The following is a 16,729-nucleotide window of genomic DNA, read 5'->3' on the forward strand; positions in this document are numbered from 1 at the left end:
ATTCTTGCATTTCTTTTAAGTTTTTTGTAGAATAGTAGCTATCTATTCAGATTATTCTGAAAATTCAAAAATAGGAGCGTTTATTATGTCACAAGTTACGTTATCAAACCAGTCAACCTGGGCAAGCAAACTAAAGGCAATGGGACCAGGAATCCTCATGGCTTCTGCTGCCGTTGGAGGTTCTCACATTGTATCCTCTACTCAAGCTGGTGGTTCTTATGGTTGGTCACTACTCCTCTTGGTTATCTTGGCCAATGTTTTTAAATATCCATTTTTCCGTTTTGGTGCCGAATATACTGCCGACACTGGCAAAACCTTGGTGGAAGGCTATGCTGAAAAAGGAAAACTCTATCTCTGGATTTTCTTTGTCCTCAATGTTTTCTCTGCTATGGTCAATACAGCTGGAGTCGCTATCCTTTGCTCAGCCATCATCGCTAGCGCTTTTCCAATGATTGGTCTTAGCATCACTCAATGGTCCCTTATCCTTGTTGCAGTCATTTGGGCCATGCTACTCTTTGGTGGCTATAAACTATTGGATGGTATGGCAAAATGGATCATGTCTGCTTTGACCATTGCAACAGTTCTTGCAGTTATCATTGCAGCAATTAAGCATCCTGAATACAGCTCTGATTTTGTCGAGAAGACACCTTGGCAAATGGCGGCACTCCCTTTTATCGTTTCCCTCTTAGGATGGATGCCTGCCCCTATTGAAATTTCAGCCATCAATTCACTCTGGTCTGCTGAAAAGAAAAAGACCGTCAACTTTAATACAGCGGACGCTCTTTTCGACTTTAACGTTGGTTACATTGGAACTGCTATCCTAGCTGTATTCTTCGTGGCACTAGGAGCGCTTATTCAGTATCCTACAGGACAGGCAGTTGAAGCCGCTTCAGCCAAATACATCTCTCAGTTTGTGGGTATGTATGCCTCTGTTCTTGGAGAATGGTCTCGTTATTTGATTACCTTTATCGCCTTTCTTTGTATCTTTGGAACGGTCATCACCGTTATCGATGGCTACTCTCGTGTCAATCAGGAATCGCTGCGACTCTTGATTCGTCAAAAAGAGGATTCTCGCAAATCTTTGAACATCTGGATGACCATTACCGCTATCATTGGTATCGTAATTATTAAATTCTTTGCTGGTCAAGTTTCCACCATGCTTCGCTTTGCCATGATCGGTTCTTTCCTGACAACACCATTCTTCGCTCTCTTGAACTATGTTTTGGTGACACGTGAGAATAAAAATCTTCCTTCTTGGCTAAAACTCCTCGCTATCGCAGGATTGATTTTCCTCTTTGGCTTTGCTATTTTCTTTATCTATGCACTCGCCATAGGGAAAGCAGGATAGTTTATAAAATGGCACCCTTACGGGGTGCTTTTTGCATACACGAAAAGCAGTTGAAAATCTCAACTGCCCCTCAGTACTACTTTATTTTTCTGTCTCTAACTCATACAAGTCTGCAATGATTGCTGCGACTTTTTTAATATCTCCCAGCATACCACGCATTTCAAAGTCTGCTAGGACCGGGAAGCCAAAGCGCTGGCTATACTGCTTAGCTGTTAGGCAGTATTGATTGTTAAAATTGCGATTACCAGATCCCACTACCCCAAAACACTTACTAGCATTGTCTCCATAAGCGATAAAGTCGCCCACTGGAGTCGTTAGAATCTCAACATCGCCGTTATCGACACCATTTCCACCTTCCAGATAGGTCGGCAAGAAAGCGACATAGGGATGCTCCATTTCAAAGAATTCTTGGCCTTCCTTGACCAAATCCTTGATATGGATTTTTTGGACCTCAATTCCCTCATACTGAGACAAGAGATAGTCCTTGAGTCGGGTTACAAAACTCTCTGTATTCCCACTCAGACTGATATACACTAGGGATATTTTTTTCATGTTGACCTCGATTTTTTGTCAATACTTAGGCAACTTCTTCTGCTTCAACTTCTTCGACCAAATCTTTTTGTTGGCGCCACATCTTGTAAAAGACTAAGGCTAAAAAGAGAACATTGATAATGATGAACAAAATGTTCGTTCCTTGTGCTAATGCTCCCATTCCTAGGCCGAGGGTAGAATCTTTGATTAATTGAACCGCATCTTGAACGTTCATATAGCTATAAACCAAACCAACAATCGCTAGTAGAACATAGCCAATATAAGCATAGTTGGCAAATTGGACGTTTTTACGAACTAAGAACACAAAGGCTACCACAACTAAAATAGCAGATAAAACAATCAAAACTACATTAAAAATCGAGTGCGATGTCGCTGTTACTTGGTAGGTATAGTTAACCGTGTCTTCTATTTGCTGAGCAGTAAGGGACCCACTATTAGATAGGCCAGTACGAAGAGCTTCTTTGCTTGGGACTGGGCCCAAGATGCCAAATAATGACAAAGCAGAAATGAGTGCTGATAGGACTAACAAAATCCAGAGATAAATTGGTTTCTTTTTCATATTATCCTCCTATAAAACCTTTTGGACATTATAACATTTTTCGTACAGGAATACAACTTTTACAAGCTGGTTTCAACTTGTTTCCGATAAGCTTTCGGTGATTTTCCGCACAATTTACGGAAAACCTTGTAGAAATATCCAACATTACTATAGCCAACTGCATAGCAAATATCTTCGATGCTATCACTGGTCGACAGTAAGAGTTGCTGCGCTGCCTTAATTCGCTGTTTATTGAGCAATTCCGCAAAAGTCGAGTTGGTTTCCCTCTTAATCAACTGACCGAGATAGACAGGATTGATAAAGAGATCCTTGCTGATGTCCTTAAGTGAGAGCTCTTTCTGATAATCACGCCCAATCACCTCCAGCACGCTCACCACATTTTCATTCATGCGGTACTGGCCAAAGAACTTGGTCAAGGTTTCTTTGATATAGGCAACCAATTCTTCAAAGGTGTTAATGGCATGGATAGCTTTGACTATCTCGGTCATATCATCTGCTTTTAGGTGTTCAAACAAATGAAAGACATCCATGACAAACTGAGTGAAGAGCTGCTTCGTGATGGCCACGCGCGGGGTATTTTCCAAGACGACCTTCTCTAGCAGGGTTAATTCTTCGATGATTTGATTGATATTCCCTTGGATAATCACCCGATAAATCGGCTCGTAATAAGCAAACAAACTCTCGGATTTTTCTAGATTAACTGAACCGTAGAAGAGGGCTTTTTCAGCGTTGATCTTCCAATTCTCAAAGGACTGCTGGTAGGGTGCTTCAAATGGTGTCACGATGATGCCATCGAGCGGTTGATCAGAGATGAAAATCTGCCAGTCTTGTCCCAAAACATAGTAAGGAATGGTAAAAGAACCCTGCTTTTCCTTGGATAGACCAATCCACCAGCTGTCTTTACCTGACAGGTAGTTCGTAAATCCTGTCTCATCCAATTCTTGACTGAGGGTCTGACTTTTCTCCACCTTTTCCTGAAGCTGCTGCGCAATCTTTTCTAATAAATTGCCCAACTCCACCTTGTCTACTGGCTTGACCAGATAATCCACGACACTAAGGTTCATGGCTTTTTTAACGTACTCAAACTCCTGATAACCAGACAGCAAGATATAATAGGTATCTGGAAGTAACTCTTTCATTTCCCTAATCATCTCAAGTCCGGTCTTATCTGGCATGTTGACATCGGAAATGACCACATCTACTGTATTTTTCTTAATATAGTCCAAAGCATCATCTGCGTGATTAGCTGTTGCGACGACTTGCATATCCCATTTTTCAAAGGGGATTAATCGCTTGAGCCCCTCTGTCACCATGTACTCATCGTCTACTAATAAAACTTTATACATTTCTACCCTTTCTATTCATCCTGGATAGTGATATGGTAACGAACACCTTCTTGCTCAGCTGACTCTACACTGATTTGGTAGCGATCCCCAAAGTAGAGAACAAAGCGTTCGTGTACATTTACTATTCCAATTGATTGTCGCTCCCCACTATAGCTTGCCTCGTGTTCAAAACTTCGCTGAGCTAATTTTTCTTGCAAGCTAGCTAGTTTCTCAGCAGGCATTCCTCGACCATTGTCTTCCACTAAGATTTCAACGAAGCCTTGGCCCTTCAAGGCTTTGATACTGATGACATTATCCGTTCTGCGATGGTCAACACCATGGGCAAAGTAGTTTTCTACTAATGGTTGGAGTGTAAATTTTGGAATCCTCATTTCTTCCAATTCTGGTGCAATCTTGAAACCATAGGCAATGGATTTAGGATAACGCACCATACAGAGATAGCTATATTTTCGGCAAAATTCCAACTCTTGCTTTAACGTCGTTTCCCGCTCGTCGGAGATATTGTTGCGTAACAAGCTACTAAATTCATAGATAATATCTGCCAGTTCATCCTGACTTTGCATGACGGCATACATCCGTAAAAACTCCAGAGTATTGTACATAAAGTGAGGATTGATTTGAGCCTGCAGGGCTCGCATATTGGCATCTTTTTGACTGAGCTCTAGCTGATAGATATCGTGAATATTTTTTTCCAGGCGATCCAACATATTATTGGTTGTTTCTGCAATGAGAAGCAACTCTTGGTCTTTTTCAGAGGTATCGATGCGAAGGCCTTCTTCTCCTTGAGCAATCACCTCGATCGAATCTACTAGGTCTACGACCTGCTTTTGGTAATTTGAAAAAGTCTGTCTAAGGGTCACGTACAAAATGATGATAAAGAGAATACTTAGCCCAATAATGACAGCTGAACTCGTCAAAGTTCCTGTAAGAACAAAATTTTTAGGAACAGCAACTCGAACCTGATAACCATGAGAGGTGACACCTACAAACCAGTTTTCTCGCTCGGCTGAGACCTTCTCCCCAATATGGAACATCTCGGTCTCAAAAGGCGAAGTTACTGTTACAGCCATTGGGATATGACCCCTTGTATTGTCAATAGCGCCATGTAAAACATCCGGGGATAGGGAGATGTATATCACTCCTAAATCCTTGTCAGACACAGGATCGGAAACAGGAATGGCAAAACTATTGGCTGTTGGCTTAAAATCCTCCGCAGGAATTTTCTCTCCACTGTGTTTTTCTCTAGTCGAAACATAGACTTCCTTGTAGTCCTGAAGAACAATAGCCACTCCAGTCACAAAATCATTCCGAACATAGAGATCATCAATATTTTCATACAGAGAAACAGAGATATAAGGCGAAGTTTTACGCTCTAATTGCCAATAGAAATAGTCTGGTGTGCTGAGACTAAAATACTTGTAAATTCCTTCGATGCGGGCCTGATTTTCAACCAAAGACTGAGCAAGTCGGGTTGACTCTCTGTGATAATATTCCACTTCACTCACTGTCCGAGTGGTCACACGTTCTGCAACCCGTTGGGCTTCTTTCTCACGTGAATCCCAGTCAGCATACGATAGCATAATCGCAAAACTGGCAATGACCACGATCATAACCAAACTATAAATCCGTAAAAGAGAGTGAAGCCAAAACTGCTTCATTCTATTTTGTCGCCAATTTTTCATGGATACTTTCATAAATAGGTTCCAACATATCACTGATAAAGAAATGCCACATTCCAATTCCTACAAAAAAGAGCAAGGCAGGCATATAATAACCAACTCCTACAAGGAGAGCGGATCCGAGTAAAACCTTGGCAATCGCAGGTAAGCTCATAAAAATCCCTATAAGGGACAGTTTCAAGGTATTTTGGTAGGATAAATCAAAGTACACCTGAAGTTTCAAGGAAACAGTATAGGCTAGAAAGACAAGAGCAACTACAAGGACATTGAGAAAGGTCGCCAAGAGGTGGAGAATTGTCTGATGGGGCAATTGAACTAGAAGATACAAACCATAAACTAGGACAAGATCCACAAACACAAAACTATAGAAAGCCAGGTTGCTCTTGACAAAATTACTCTTATACAATTCCCAAGCTTCCTTCAAATGGTATGCTCGATAGGTATACCCATGCTCCGCATACAAACTCATAAGAGTTGCACTAGCTGGTGCCAAACCAAAGACCACTCCTCCTGCTAGTGTTAATAGCCAGAAATAAGCCGTCGCCATCATTCCCAAAAAGATACGATTAAAGACGAATTCTAGAAATTTTCCCATGCTACTCTCCTTAAACTAACGATGTAACTATTATATCATATTTCAAACGTTTTCAAAAATATAGAACTCCCATTTACAATCCTCAAAAAGCGTGATACAATTGATTTTGTTAGTTTATATCAAGGAGAAACTCATGAAGAAAAATATCTTAACCACCCTCTTAGCTGTCGTCCTTTATTTCCTCTGTCTAGCGATTGGAGTAGTACTTGGTCACTTGGTTGACTCAACGGGCAATATGTTCTATGCTCCGGCTTTTTCAGCCCTTGTTGGGGGTAGCGTCTACATGTTTCTTCTGGTAAAAGTTCCTCGTTTTGGTGCCATTACCACTCTAGGACTTTTTATGGCACTTTTTTTCCTAGCTAGCAAGCATGGCGCTGGTGCCTTTCTCCCAGGACTCGCCTGTGGTCTTGCAGCAGATGCTATCGCTCGTCTCGGCAACTACAGAGATCGAATCAAAAACACTCTCTCCTTCCTCGTCTTTGCTTTTAGCACAAGTGGCCCTATCTTCCTCATGTGGATCCGTCCCAAAGCTTACGTGGCCACCTTACTTGCGCGTGGGAAATCCCAAGAATACATTGACCGTATCATGGTCGCTCCAGAGTTGGACAAAATCCTTCTCTTTGTTTCAAGCATTCTCCTTTGTGCCTTGATTGGTGCTGTGGTTGGGCAAACCATTAGTAAAAAGCTTACACACAAGATCTAATCACTTAAAAAGAGCCCTTCGGCTCTTTTTATTTATGACTTAGTTTCTTGGTCAAGAAATCTCCCAAGAACTGGATTGTAAAGATAATCAAAATGATAATGATGGTTGCCAAGATGGTCACATCGTGATTGTAACGGTTAAATCCATAAGCGATGGCTACGTTACCGATACCACCAGCACCAACTGCTCCCGCCATAGCCGTTTCCCCAACAAGGGAAATCAAGGTCACTGTCGTCACACGAATCAAATCTGGAAGACCTTCTGATAGGTAAACACCCACGATATCCCAGAAGGTCGCTCCGCTCGCTTGAGCCGCCTCAATAACACCACCATCCAGTTCAGCCAAGACCACCTGCACCTGACGGGCAAAGAAGGCAAAGACTGCAAATGAAAGTGGCACAAGGGCTGCATTTGGTCCGATGCTCGTCTTCACAATCAAGTGAGAGAGTGGCGACATGATTGCCAAGAGGATGATGAAAGGAACCGCACGGAAAATAGAGGTAATCTTATCCAAAATCCAGAAGATAACCTTATTTTCCAAGACACCGCCTGGCGCTGTCAAAACGAGGAAAAGACCTGCTACCAACCCCAAGAACCCTCCGATGATGAAAGAAAGAACTGTCATATAAAGAGTTAGGTAAATGGCTGTTCCCCAGCCTGCCTGACCAGACCAGCCCATCTTGTAGACATTTGGTAGATAAGTTTGAATCAACTCTGTCATTTTACTGTCCTCCCTTCAATACTTTTAACTGCACACCAGCCTGACGGATGGCATCTTGAGCACCTGCTAGTGCTGCTTTTTCACCTGACAAGACCACCACCAATTCTCCAACGGGAGTACCATCAAGAATTTCGATATTTCCATAGAGGATATTGGCCGTTACTTGGTAATGTTTGTACAATTCATTCAAAAGTGGTTCGTCTGTCGAAGCCCCTGCATACTTGAGTTGCACTAAGATACTGTTCTCAGATAAATGTTCTACGATTTCTTGCTTCTCAATCTTAACCATGGCTTCGTCAATACCTGTGGCTGTTGAGATAAAGTCCTGTGTCAAAGGTTGTTTAGGGTCTGAGAAGATTTCAAGGACACTGCCCTCTTCAATCAAACGCCCATCCTGCATAACCGCCACACGGTTGGCAATGTCTTTGACAATCTGCATTTCATGCGTAATCAAGACAACCGTCAAGCCTAATTTTTGGTTCAAATCTTGCAACAAGGCCAAAATTTGCTTGGTTGTTTTAGGGTCAAGGGCAGACGTTGACTCATCTGAAATCAAGATTTTTGGATCATTGGCCAAGGCACGCGCAATAGCCACACGCTGTTTTTGCCCTCCAGATAGTTGTGAAGGGTAGTTTTCAGCACGATCCGCCAAGCCAACCAAGTCCAACAACTTAGCTACTTTTGCCTTCTTTTCTTCCTTGCTGAATCCAGAGTGTTTGAGGGCAAAGGCTACATTTTCCTCTGCTGTCTTTTGACTCATGAGGTTAAAATGCTGGAAAATCATCCCGATATCTTGACGTTTGCGACGCAACTGCTCTGCCGTCAAGGTCACCTTACCATCAAAAATCACATCGTCGTCAATGGTAATTTTCCCTGCGGATGGTTTTTGCAAGAGGTTAATCACCCGTACAAGGGTTGATTTCCCTGCTCCAGAATATCCAACAATTCCGTAGATATCCCCTTCTTGGATGTGAATGGTCACATCCTTGACCGCTGTGATGGTTCTCTTCTTTTGGTGAAAAGTCACATCGATCTGATCTAACTTGATAATATCTCTACTCATAGCTTCTAATCAGCTCCTCTACTAATTCAATATGGGTGTAGTAATCGGCGATTCGCACGTTTTCATCTCCACCATGGTCTCGGCTATTGGCATTTCCTAGACCGAAGGCCACCATGGGTACCTCTAAGGCATCAAAGACCGTATGCATAGGTCCTGTCCCCGCTGTTGTCGGCAAGACTGAAACGCCCTGTGGATAGAATTTCTTGGCCAACTCGATCACATTAAGAATGGCTGGCGCGCTCATATCGCTTCGATAGCTCATCTCTCCCAAGGTATAGTATAATTCTACCTTATCAAAGCCATTTTTGTCTAGCTGTTTCCGAATTTTTTCCAGAACATCATGCGGTTCTAAGCCAGGAACCAAACGAACTTCTAACTTGGCACTGGCTTCTGCTGGCAAAATCGTTTTCACCCCTTGACCTTGATAACCTGACTGAATCCCTTCGATATTAAGGGCTGGCTCGAAAAAGAAACGTTTTAGGAAGGCTACACGATCCTTTTGTAAGAGAGGCAATTCCAAGCCATAAATGCGACTGATTTCCTCTGGATTGCGTTGGGCATAGGTATCTACCAAGGCTAGTTCTCGTTCATTTGGCCCTTGAACATCCTCGTACAAGCCTTCTACCAAGATACGTCCATCTGCTGCACGTAGACTACTTAGAGCCTGGATAAGATACCATGGAGCTGACTCCACGACACCACCATAACTCGAGTGGATATCCACATCCGCACTTTTCACCTTAGCATCAAAGGTTACAATTCCCTTGTTTCCGCCAGAGATTTCCAGCTGTTCCAAGGCGTTCTTGGTTCCTTGTTCCCAGACTAGCAAGTCCGCCCCACGAAGTTTGTCTGCGTGTTTCTCTAAATACTTATCTAGATCCATGGAAGCAGACTCCTCTGCTCCTTCCATGATAAAGCTGATATTGACAGGCAGGTCATCGTGGTGCTGCATATACTTTCTCAAAGCACTCAAACGAGCTGTGATGTGGCCTTTGTCGTCGTCAACCCCACGCCCATACATAAAGCCATTTCGCACAGAAAGGGTAAAAGGATTCTCTGTCCACACCTGGTCGCCATCTGCTGGCACGGTGTCATAGTGATTATAGAAGATCAAGGTCTTGGCATCCGGACGCGAACTCTTGAAATGCGCCATGACAAAGGGAGCCGTATAAGTCTCATCAATCTCCACTTCAGCCCCTACACGCTTGAAAATCTCACCCAGATAGTTTGCAACTTCCTTGAGTCCAACCTGCTGGGCAAAAACTGATTTCTTGGAAATTAAGGTGCGCAAGACTTCAAAATAATGTTGGGCCACATGATCCTTCTCAAATTTTTCAATCTGCTCTTGTTCACTAGGAAAAACCATTTTCTCTCTCTTTCTACTACCTACTTGTGTCTTCAGAACGACCACAAGTGCCTCTTTAAAATCAACTCTCTATACAAAAGCAAGAGGTGGAAACTCTCTCCCACCTCCCTGTGTCTTATTACCAAACTGGTTGGTCCAAACCGTCTGATGTTTCTTCGATAACTTTTTTCACTTCATCAGTGTGGTAAGCTGCGATAATTTTCTTGATGGCATCAGCCTTAGGTGATGATTCCCAATCTTTTTTCGCAACAATGATGTTGTACCATTGTTTTGAGTTTTCATCAGCTTGTTCTTTAAAGAGTGCTTTCTTGTAGTCCAATTTTGCTTCTGTAACGAAGGTATTGTTTACAACGGCAGCATCAACTGATGACAATGAACGAGCTGTTTGGCTAGCGTCCAATTCAGTAATCTTCAAGTTCTTTGGATTTTCTGTAATGTTCGCAACTGTTGCAAGTGCAGTTCCAGAAACATCCAATTTGATCAAACCAGCTGATTGAAGCAAGTAAAGCGCACGGCTTTCGTTTGTTGCATCGTTTGGTACGGCGATTTCACCGTTATCTGGGATTTCTTCCACTTTGGTGTACTTGTTTTCTTCCCCATTTTTACCTGAGTAAAGGCGGATTGGTGAGATGTAGGTATCTGCAATCGCTACAAGGTCTTTCCCGTTTTCTTTGTTCCAGTTGTTCAAGAAGTTGTAGTGTTGGAAAGCATTCAAGTCTACTTCGCCATCAGCAGTTGCCTTGTTTGGTTGTGAATAGTCTGTGAACTCTGTGAATTCCAATTTAATTCCATCTTTTTCAACCAATTCTTGGACTTTATCCCAACGCGCTTCTTCAGAACCGCTACGGTTAACTGTTGCAATTTTGACAACTGTTTCGTTGTCTGCTTTCTTTTCTGAATTTCCGCAAGCTGCAAGAGCCAAACCTGCGACTGTAGCAAGAGCTGCTACACCGAGCCATTTTTTAATTTTCATGATTCTTTCTCCTTTAAAAATGATACCGTAATAGTATCTCATACTTTATTTGATTTAGCAAATTGTTATTAGATAGGCAGACATATAGTTTGAAACTATATACCCAAACATTGAGAAATCATCCGCCTTTCTCAGACTGGATGATTTCATACGACTATTTAATATCAGCTTCTGCTGGGAGATAAGTGTCTCCGAAGAACTGTTTAGACAATTTTTCAAGAGTTCCGTCTTGGTAGAGTTCTTGGATACGTTTGTCTACAAATGATTTCAACTCATCTTGACCTTTAGCAAGAAGTGGGTAAACGTAAGGTTGTTGGTCGCTTGGAAGTTCGATCACTTTCAAGTTGTCCAAACCTTGGTCCTTGATGACTGTTTCAACACCGATTTTATCAAAAATCTTGTAGTCAAACTGGCCATCGCTCAAGCGTCCCATGATTTGTTGGAAGTCCGCTTTAGTATACTTTAGGACAGTTGGATTATCTGAATGTTGTTTGTTGTAGTCTTCTAGCTGTTTAGCAGAAGTTGTCCCTTGAACAACTTCTGTTGATTTTCCACCGATATCATCAAGCGATTTGATGCTAGGGTCATCTTTTTTCACTACAAGAACGTTAGGGTTTTTAGCAGTTGGAGCTGCATAAAGGTATTTTTCAGCACGTTCTTTAGTGTAGCTGATGTTGCTAACAGCCATATTGTAACGGTCGGCATCAAGTCCTGCAAAGACTCCTGACCACTCTGTCTTCTCAAACTTGACATCATACTTGTCAGAGTCTTTAAAGATAGCGCGAACTACTTCAATCTCATAACCAGTCAACTCGCCATTTTCTTCATAGTTGAATGGTTTTGGTGTAGCATTAGTTGCTACGACGATTTCTTTTTTACCAGATGTTGCTTCGCTAGTTGCAGTATCTTTCTTATCTCCGCCTGAGCAAGCTGCTAGTACACCTGCGGCAACAAGTCCTAGAGCAGCAAGAGATGAATATTTGACGATTTTTTTCATGTCATTTCCTCCAAAATAGAATACTTTACTATCTTAACAGAAAATATTTTTTTTCGCCATTATATGATATCTATCTCGGTGATAGGTTTTTTTTATGGCTGACTAAAAGACCAGACGCAAGACTGCAATCAAGACTACTCCAAAAAGAACCGTACCCACTAGATTGCGGTAGCGAAAGGCTACCCAAGCTGTTGGAAAGACTGCTAAAAAGTCCAGCCATTTGATCTGAGGAAGGCTCCCAACCTTTCCGGTCACTACGCTTGAAAGGATCAAGGCAAAGATAATGGAAACAGGCAAGAACTTCAAAAAACGCTCGACGATAGCTGGCAAACCCTTGTACTTGACCAAGATGAAAGGAATCATACGGGGAATCCAAGTCACTAGGCCTGAAAAGATAACGGCTAACAAAAGATATTTACTGACCATCTAAGACCACCCCCATGGTACAACCTAGCAAGGTCGCAAACAGAACAGCTAGCGACTGAGACACCACTGTCAAGAACAAAAAGAAGGACACCGCAACAACGGCTAGGATCATCAGCAGATTCCGTACGGGAACCCGTCTTTGCATAATCTGAAATTGCGAGGTAAAAATCCCGATAAACATCCCAACAAGGGCAAAGTCTAATCCAAAGACCTCAGGATTTGGAAGAAGCCCACCTAAAGCTGTACCCGCAACTGTCCCAATAAACCAGGCTATATAACTATTGAGATTGTTCCCATGCATCCACATAGGATGGACCTTGTCTGTATGGGCTAATTCTCCCATCAAAACCCCGTAAGTCTCATCTGTCAAGAGACTAGACATACCAATATTTTGCCAGAGACTGGTATGACGGAAATAGGTCGACGCATGCAAGCTCAGCAAAAAGAGTCGTAAATTGATTAAAAAGACTGTCATGGCAATGGCTGCTACAGGTGCTTGGACCGCAATCAATGCCAACATGGCAAACTGGGCGCTCCCAGCATAAACAAAGAGACTCATCAGGCCCATCTCAACAGGTGTCACATAGGGCGCACCAATAATCCCACAAGCCAGGCCAATGCTGACATAGCCAAGGGCAGTCGGCATGGCTGCCTGTACACCTTCCCAAAATCCTTTTTCTTTCATCCTTCTCCTCATATTCTCTCCAATTGAGGCTGTTCATCATCACAGCCACAGCACGGACTATTATAACATATTCAAAGAAGAGAAAAAAGTTTCGGATTCGAAACCTATTGCCAGAAAAAGTGCTGAAGAGGAAGCATCATGGATACATGAGAAATTGATCCACTCGGATAGTATACTTATCGGTTTCTGTTTCTGTAGCATATTTATTTTCTGTTGGATAGACATCAACCCAGAGTTCCCACTGTTGTCCTTTTAACTTGACCTTGTAGCGATAACCGTCATCATAGATGCCTACTGTCTCAGTTGTCATGGACTGGTAATCTGGGACTTCTTCAAGCTCTTTTTTTACAGTCTGGGATAAGTTATCGAGCAATGCTTGCTGCTCAGCTTTTGAGGTAACGGGAAAATAAGCCGCTACTGTTTCCAAACGATGCGATTTTGAAAATGTAAAGGTCGCTCGGCCTGGATAGCCTTTCAAAGTAATCTGCTCATAGTGATAGAAAAGGCGACCTGTTTTATAGAAATACGGATCTTCTGCACGCCAAGTATCACGATAAGCCGTTTCCTTTTCTTCCTCCACCTCGCTTGCCTTTCCAAATACTTCTTCAACAGATTTAGGAAACATACCGAACGAAAGGGATTCAAACAAGACCAGTTGTGTCTTTTTGATATTCTGGCAAGCTGATAAAAGCATGAGTAAAGCTCCAAGAGCAAGCAGACTACTGATTATTTTTGTAAATCTCATATTTCTACTATACAAAAAAAGGTTAGGATTTGTCCAAGATAAAAGAGTCAACCTTAGGCTAACTCTCTATTCCATGGTATCAAAAGCCAGGCTTGGTTTGGCGTTGAGGTCCAAGCCTGCAAAGTTTTCTTTATTCCACTCGCTGACGCTAGCATAGGCAATCATACCTGCATTGTCTCCACAAAGGCGTAGAGGTGGGATGATAACCTTGACATCTGTGATTTCGGCTGCTAGACGTTCTCTGAGCCCTTTATTAGCTGCCACGCCACCGGCCACGACTAGGGTTTTAACAGGATATTTTTCTAAGGCTTTCTTGGTTTTGGCCATGAGAATATCCATGACAGCTGCTTGGAAGGAAGCACACAAATCCTCTGTAGACAAGCTTTCTCCCTTTTGCTCGGCATTGTGGTGAAGATTGATAAAGGCAGACTTCAAACCTGAGAATGAAAACTCTAGATTGTCCTCCTTAATCATGGCACGAGGGAAATCATAAATATCTTGCCCCTGATGAGCTAGCTCATCAATTTCGCGACCTGCAGGATAGGTCAAGCCCATGACACGGCCGACCTTATCATAGGCCTCACCAACTGCATCGTCCCGCGTTTCCCCAACAATCTTATAATCCCCAGCCTCAGAAACATAGACCAACTCCGTGTGCCCACCGCTGACCAAGAGAGCTAGCAAGGGAAACTCCAAAGGCTCCACACTCTGAGCGGCCATGAGGTGACCAGCCATGTGGTTAACGGGAATTAGTGGAAGTCCATGTGCCCAAGCAAAGGCCTTGGCAGCTGACAAACCAACTAACAGAGCTCCAACCAAGCCCGGTCCATAGGTAACCGCAACAGCTGTCACATCGTCTTCGGTAATCCCTGCTTCTGCCAGAGCCTCCTCGATACAGGCTGTAATGACCTCTACATGGTGACGGCTGGCTACTTCAGGCACTACGCCCCCAAAACGTTTGTGACTCTCAATTTGACTCGCAATGACATTGGACAAGAGCTCATCGTCGTTTTTCAAGACGGCGACACTGGTCTCATCACAGGATGTCTCAAATGCTAAAATATATCTATCCTTCATCTATTTCTCTCTTCATGATGATGGCATCCTCGACTGGGTCATGGTAGTAGGCCTTTCGCTCAGCGATGACTGCCATCTTTTCTTTCTTGTAAAATGCTTGCGCTCGTTGATTTGACTTTCTGACTTCGAGGAAAATTTCTTTGTCGGCAGGCAAAAAGTCAAACAAGGCTGTCGCGATTTTCTGCCCCTGATAGGCTTTTTTGACAGCGATTTGCAAGACTTCTGCCTCAAAGAGATTCTCCTGAACAGCTAGAAAGCCAATCACTTCTGCCCCATCATAAGCCACAGCATACCATGTCTGGTCTTGAGACAGGTCTGCTTGGATTTGTTCCAGGGTCCAAGGACTGACTGGGTAAACAGCTGCCATGACAGCGTAGATGGCTTGAGCTAGGGCAGGTCGCTGTTGGATTCGTTTGATTTCTATCATAGGCGTTTAATGTAAGACTCACCAGACTCGGTATGGTTCTTGAGCCAGTTTTCCTCAGCTTCTACACGCTTGAGATAGTTTGGTACAAAATCGTGCAAGGAGTCTGCTTTCTTGTCCCATGCCCAAAGAGCTAGATTAGCTGCATTTGGCAAGGTTTCCTGGTAACTAGCTTGTGGTAGCTGTTCTTGGATCTGCTCCACAAAGGGGCCAACTTCTCCAACAAAGGTCACCTGTTCAGCATCCGTGACTTTTTCTAGCACTTCCGCAAAGGACAAGTGTGCTTCTGGCATGACAGGTTTGGCATTTTCATAAAATCCTGCATAAACATTGTTGCGACGCGCATCCATCAGGGGAACAAGTAAGCCTTCTTGTTGGCGCGGTACCAGAGACAAAAGACTCGACATACCAATTAACTCAATGTTCAGGGTATGAGCCAAGGTCTTGGCAGTTGCTACCGCAATTCGTAAGCCTGTGTAGCTACCTGGGCCTTCAGCCACCACGATTCGATCCAAATCCTTAGGTGTCCAATCCAGACTGGCCATCAAAAAATCGATGGCAGGCATGAGGGTAATACTGTGATTCTTCTTAATATTAATCGTCGTCTCGGCAAGAACCTGCTTGTCCTCTAAAATGGCTAGAGAAAGAGCCTTGCTGGACGTATCAAAAGCTAATACTTTCATAACACATTCCTATCTTTTTGTCTGTTTACTATTATACTACAAAAGCCAGCGCATGGGAATTTTCTTTGTTTTGAAACAAAAGAGGCCTGCCACTTAGACAAGCAATTCTACACAAAAAATTTAAAAAAGTTATATCTTTTTTGAATAGAAAAGTGAACAAGGAAATTGAAAGGTTCTTTGTAAAAAATTTGGATCATGCATTTATGTTTCAACTCGATTTTCGATTTGAGAAATCATCGTCATAACAATAAAGATAGCACCTAAAAATAGAAAAAGTCCATCCCATCTATCAAGACGAGGTGGATTTTCTGTATATTTAGATGAATAATTGACTTTAGGCATTTAAACCAAAGTAGAAAACGAACCAGACAACATAGGTGACCAGGAGAAGAAAAATTGAATAGAGCGTCACAAAAGCAAGCTTCCAAAGGAACTTTGTTTTGCGGTGTTCCAGATGCACAAACAGGGCATTCCCCCCATAGACACAAGCTACAAAGACTACAAACATCAAGAGGCGAACCCCTACTGCAAATTCAAACAAACTAAACATTCTTAATCCTCCTTCTGGTATTCCTTTTTTATTTAAACTGTTGACAATGTTGGTCTATCAATGTTAAAATGTAATTCAACATTGGTAGGAAAATCAGGTTGAGTCGTTGACTCTTCGGGTTGCAGTGCTATCCCTGAAACTTTGGTTTCTAAAGAACTGAAATTGCGATTGAACAATTCGCCCCCAGTGTTAGATGGCTCTTGACTTCGGTCAGGAGCTTTTTGATGCTTTTAAAGT

The 16,729-nt window shown here is 42.7% G+C and carries 19 protein-coding genes; 2 read left to right on the forward strand and 17 right to left on the reverse strand.

Annotated elements, in window-relative coordinates:
- The first annotated feature begins 85 nt into the window (after window positions 1-85).
- On the forward strand, window positions 86-1,348 hold the full coding sequence (locus tag CO686_RS08485; RefSeq protein ID WP_000084706.1) for an NRAMP family divalent metal transporter: 1,263 nt from the start codon (window positions 86-88) through the stop codon (window positions 1,346-1,348).
- A gap of 81 nt (window positions 1,349-1,429) precedes the next feature.
- Here CO686_RS08485 and nrdI read toward each other — a convergent pair whose 3' ends face one another.
- From nrdI to CO686_RS08510, 5 genes are read right to left on the reverse strand one after another with little or no spacing between them, the layout of a single operon-like run.
- On the reverse strand, window positions 1,430-1,900 hold the full coding sequence (gene nrdI / locus CO686_RS08490) for a class Ib ribonucleoside-diphosphate reductase assembly flavoprotein NrdI (RefSeq protein WP_000724244.1): 471 nt from the start codon (window positions 1,898-1,900) through the stop codon (window positions 1,430-1,432).
- A gap of 25 nt (window positions 1,901-1,925) precedes the next feature.
- Window positions 1,926-2,459: an ABC transporter permease gene (locus CO686_RS08495; RefSeq protein WP_096753720.1), complete on the reverse strand. Its 534-nt coding sequence runs from the start codon at window positions 2,457-2,459 to the stop codon at window positions 1,926-1,928.
- Window positions 2,460-2,518: 59 nt separating this feature from the next.
- Window positions 2,519-3,805, reverse strand: a complete 1,287-nt coding sequence (locus CO686_RS08500; protein WP_096753721.1) for a response regulator transcription factor — start codon at window positions 3,803-3,805, stop codon at window positions 2,519-2,521.
- An 11-nt stretch (window positions 3,806-3,816) separates the two neighbouring features.
- Window positions 3,817-5,487 carry a sensor histidine kinase gene (locus CO686_RS08505; RefSeq protein ID WP_096753722.1) on the reverse strand — a complete coding sequence of 557 codons (1,671 nt, stop codon included), beginning with the start codon at window positions 5,485-5,487 and terminating at the stop codon, window positions 3,817-3,819.
- The gene (locus CO686_RS08510) at window positions 5,465-6,079 is read right to left on the reverse strand and encodes a YesL family protein (protein WP_065371514.1); all 615 of its coding nucleotides are present in this window, start codon (window positions 6,077-6,079) and stop codon (window positions 5,465-5,467) included. Before CO686_RS08510 ends, CO686_RS08505 begins: the two co-directional genes overlap by 23 nt.
- Before the next feature lie 133 nt (window positions 6,080-6,212).
- Between CO686_RS08510 and CO686_RS08515 the strand changes: the two genes are divergently transcribed.
- The gene (locus CO686_RS08515; RefSeq protein WP_065371513.1) at window positions 6,213-6,782 is read left to right on the forward strand and encodes an MptD family putative ECF transporter S component; all 570 of its coding nucleotides are present in this window, start codon (window positions 6,213-6,215) and stop codon (window positions 6,780-6,782) included.
- A 28-nt stretch (window positions 6,783-6,810) separates the two neighbouring features.
- On the opposite strand, the gene CO686_RS08520 is transcribed toward CO686_RS08515, so the two are convergent.
- The 12 genes from CO686_RS08520 to CO686_RS08580 all read right to left on the reverse strand — a co-directional run bounded on the left by CO686_RS08520 (window position 6,811) and on the right by CO686_RS08580 (window position 16,492).
- Window positions 6,811-7,503 (reverse strand): methionine ABC transporter permease, encoded by a 693-nt coding sequence (locus tag CO686_RS08520; protein WP_049550187.1) that lies wholly within the window; start codon window positions 7,501-7,503, stop codon window positions 6,811-6,813.
- Window position 7,504: 1 nt separating this feature from the next.
- Window positions 7,505-8,566 carry a methionine ABC transporter ATP-binding protein gene (locus tag CO686_RS08525; RefSeq protein WP_096753723.1) on the reverse strand — a complete coding sequence of 354 codons (1,062 nt, stop codon included), beginning with the start codon at window positions 8,564-8,566 and terminating at the stop codon, window positions 7,505-7,507.
- Window positions 8,559-9,932: a M20 family metallopeptidase gene (locus CO686_RS08530; protein ID WP_049550185.1), complete on the reverse strand. Its 1,374-nt coding sequence runs from the start codon at window positions 9,930-9,932 to the stop codon at window positions 8,559-8,561. Before CO686_RS08530 ends, CO686_RS08525 begins: the two co-directional genes overlap by 8 nt.
- A 118-nt stretch (window positions 9,933-10,050) precedes the next feature.
- A complete protein-coding gene (locus CO686_RS08535) occupies window positions 10,051-10,905 on the reverse strand; it encodes a MetQ/NlpA family ABC transporter substrate-binding protein (RefSeq protein WP_049550184.1) in 855 nt (284 codons plus the stop codon).
- A gap of 154 nt (window positions 10,906-11,059) precedes the next feature.
- Window positions 11,060-11,902 (reverse strand): amino acid ABC transporter substrate-binding protein, encoded by an 843-nt coding sequence (locus CO686_RS08540; protein WP_049550183.1) that lies wholly within the window; start codon window positions 11,900-11,902, stop codon window positions 11,060-11,062.
- 102 nt (window positions 11,903-12,004) lie between these two features.
- Window positions 12,005-12,328, reverse strand: coding sequence for an AzlD domain-containing protein (locus CO686_RS08545; RefSeq protein ID WP_000253936.1), 324 nt, complete (start codon window positions 12,326-12,328; stop codon window positions 12,005-12,007).
- On the reverse strand, window positions 12,318-13,013 hold the full coding sequence (locus CO686_RS08550; RefSeq protein WP_021164618.1) for an AzlC family ABC transporter permease: 696 nt from the start codon (window positions 13,011-13,013) through the stop codon (window positions 12,318-12,320). The genes CO686_RS08545 and CO686_RS08550 overlap by 11 nt, the downstream gene beginning before the upstream one ends.
- A 136-nt stretch (window positions 13,014-13,149) precedes the next feature.
- Entirely contained in the window at window positions 13,150-13,758 is a 609-nt protein-coding gene (locus CO686_RS08555) for a hypothetical protein (protein ID WP_096753724.1), read from the reverse strand.
- Window positions 13,759-13,824: 66 nt separating this feature from the next.
- Window positions 13,825-14,835 carry a tRNA (adenosine(37)-N6)-threonylcarbamoyltransferase complex transferase subunit TsaD gene (tsaD, locus tag CO686_RS08560; RefSeq protein ID WP_096753725.1) on the reverse strand — a complete coding sequence of 337 codons (1,011 nt, stop codon included), beginning with the start codon at window positions 14,833-14,835 and terminating at the stop codon, window positions 13,825-13,827.
- Window positions 14,825-15,262 carry a ribosomal protein S18-alanine N-acetyltransferase gene (rimI, locus tag CO686_RS08565; protein WP_000569849.1) on the reverse strand — a complete coding sequence of 146 codons (438 nt, stop codon included), beginning with the start codon at window positions 15,260-15,262 and terminating at the stop codon, window positions 14,825-14,827. Before rimI ends, tsaD begins: the two co-directional genes overlap by 11 nt.
- Window positions 15,259-15,942: a tRNA (adenosine(37)-N6)-threonylcarbamoyltransferase complex dimerization subunit type 1 TsaB gene (gene tsaB / locus CO686_RS08570; protein WP_000865687.1), complete on the reverse strand. Its 684-nt coding sequence runs from the start codon at window positions 15,940-15,942 to the stop codon at window positions 15,259-15,261. Before tsaB ends, rimI begins: the two co-directional genes overlap by 4 nt.
- Before the next feature lie 334 nt (window positions 15,943-16,276).
- Window positions 16,277-16,492, reverse strand: coding sequence for a hypothetical protein (locus CO686_RS08580; protein WP_000492028.1), 216 nt, complete (start codon window positions 16,490-16,492; stop codon window positions 16,277-16,279).
- Between the last annotated feature and the right edge of the window lie 237 nt (window positions 16,493-16,729).

It is taken from the genome of Streptococcus oralis (genome assembly GCF_002386345.1).
GTDB lineage: Bacteria > Bacillota > Bacilli > Lactobacillales > Streptococcaceae > Streptococcus > Streptococcus oralis_S.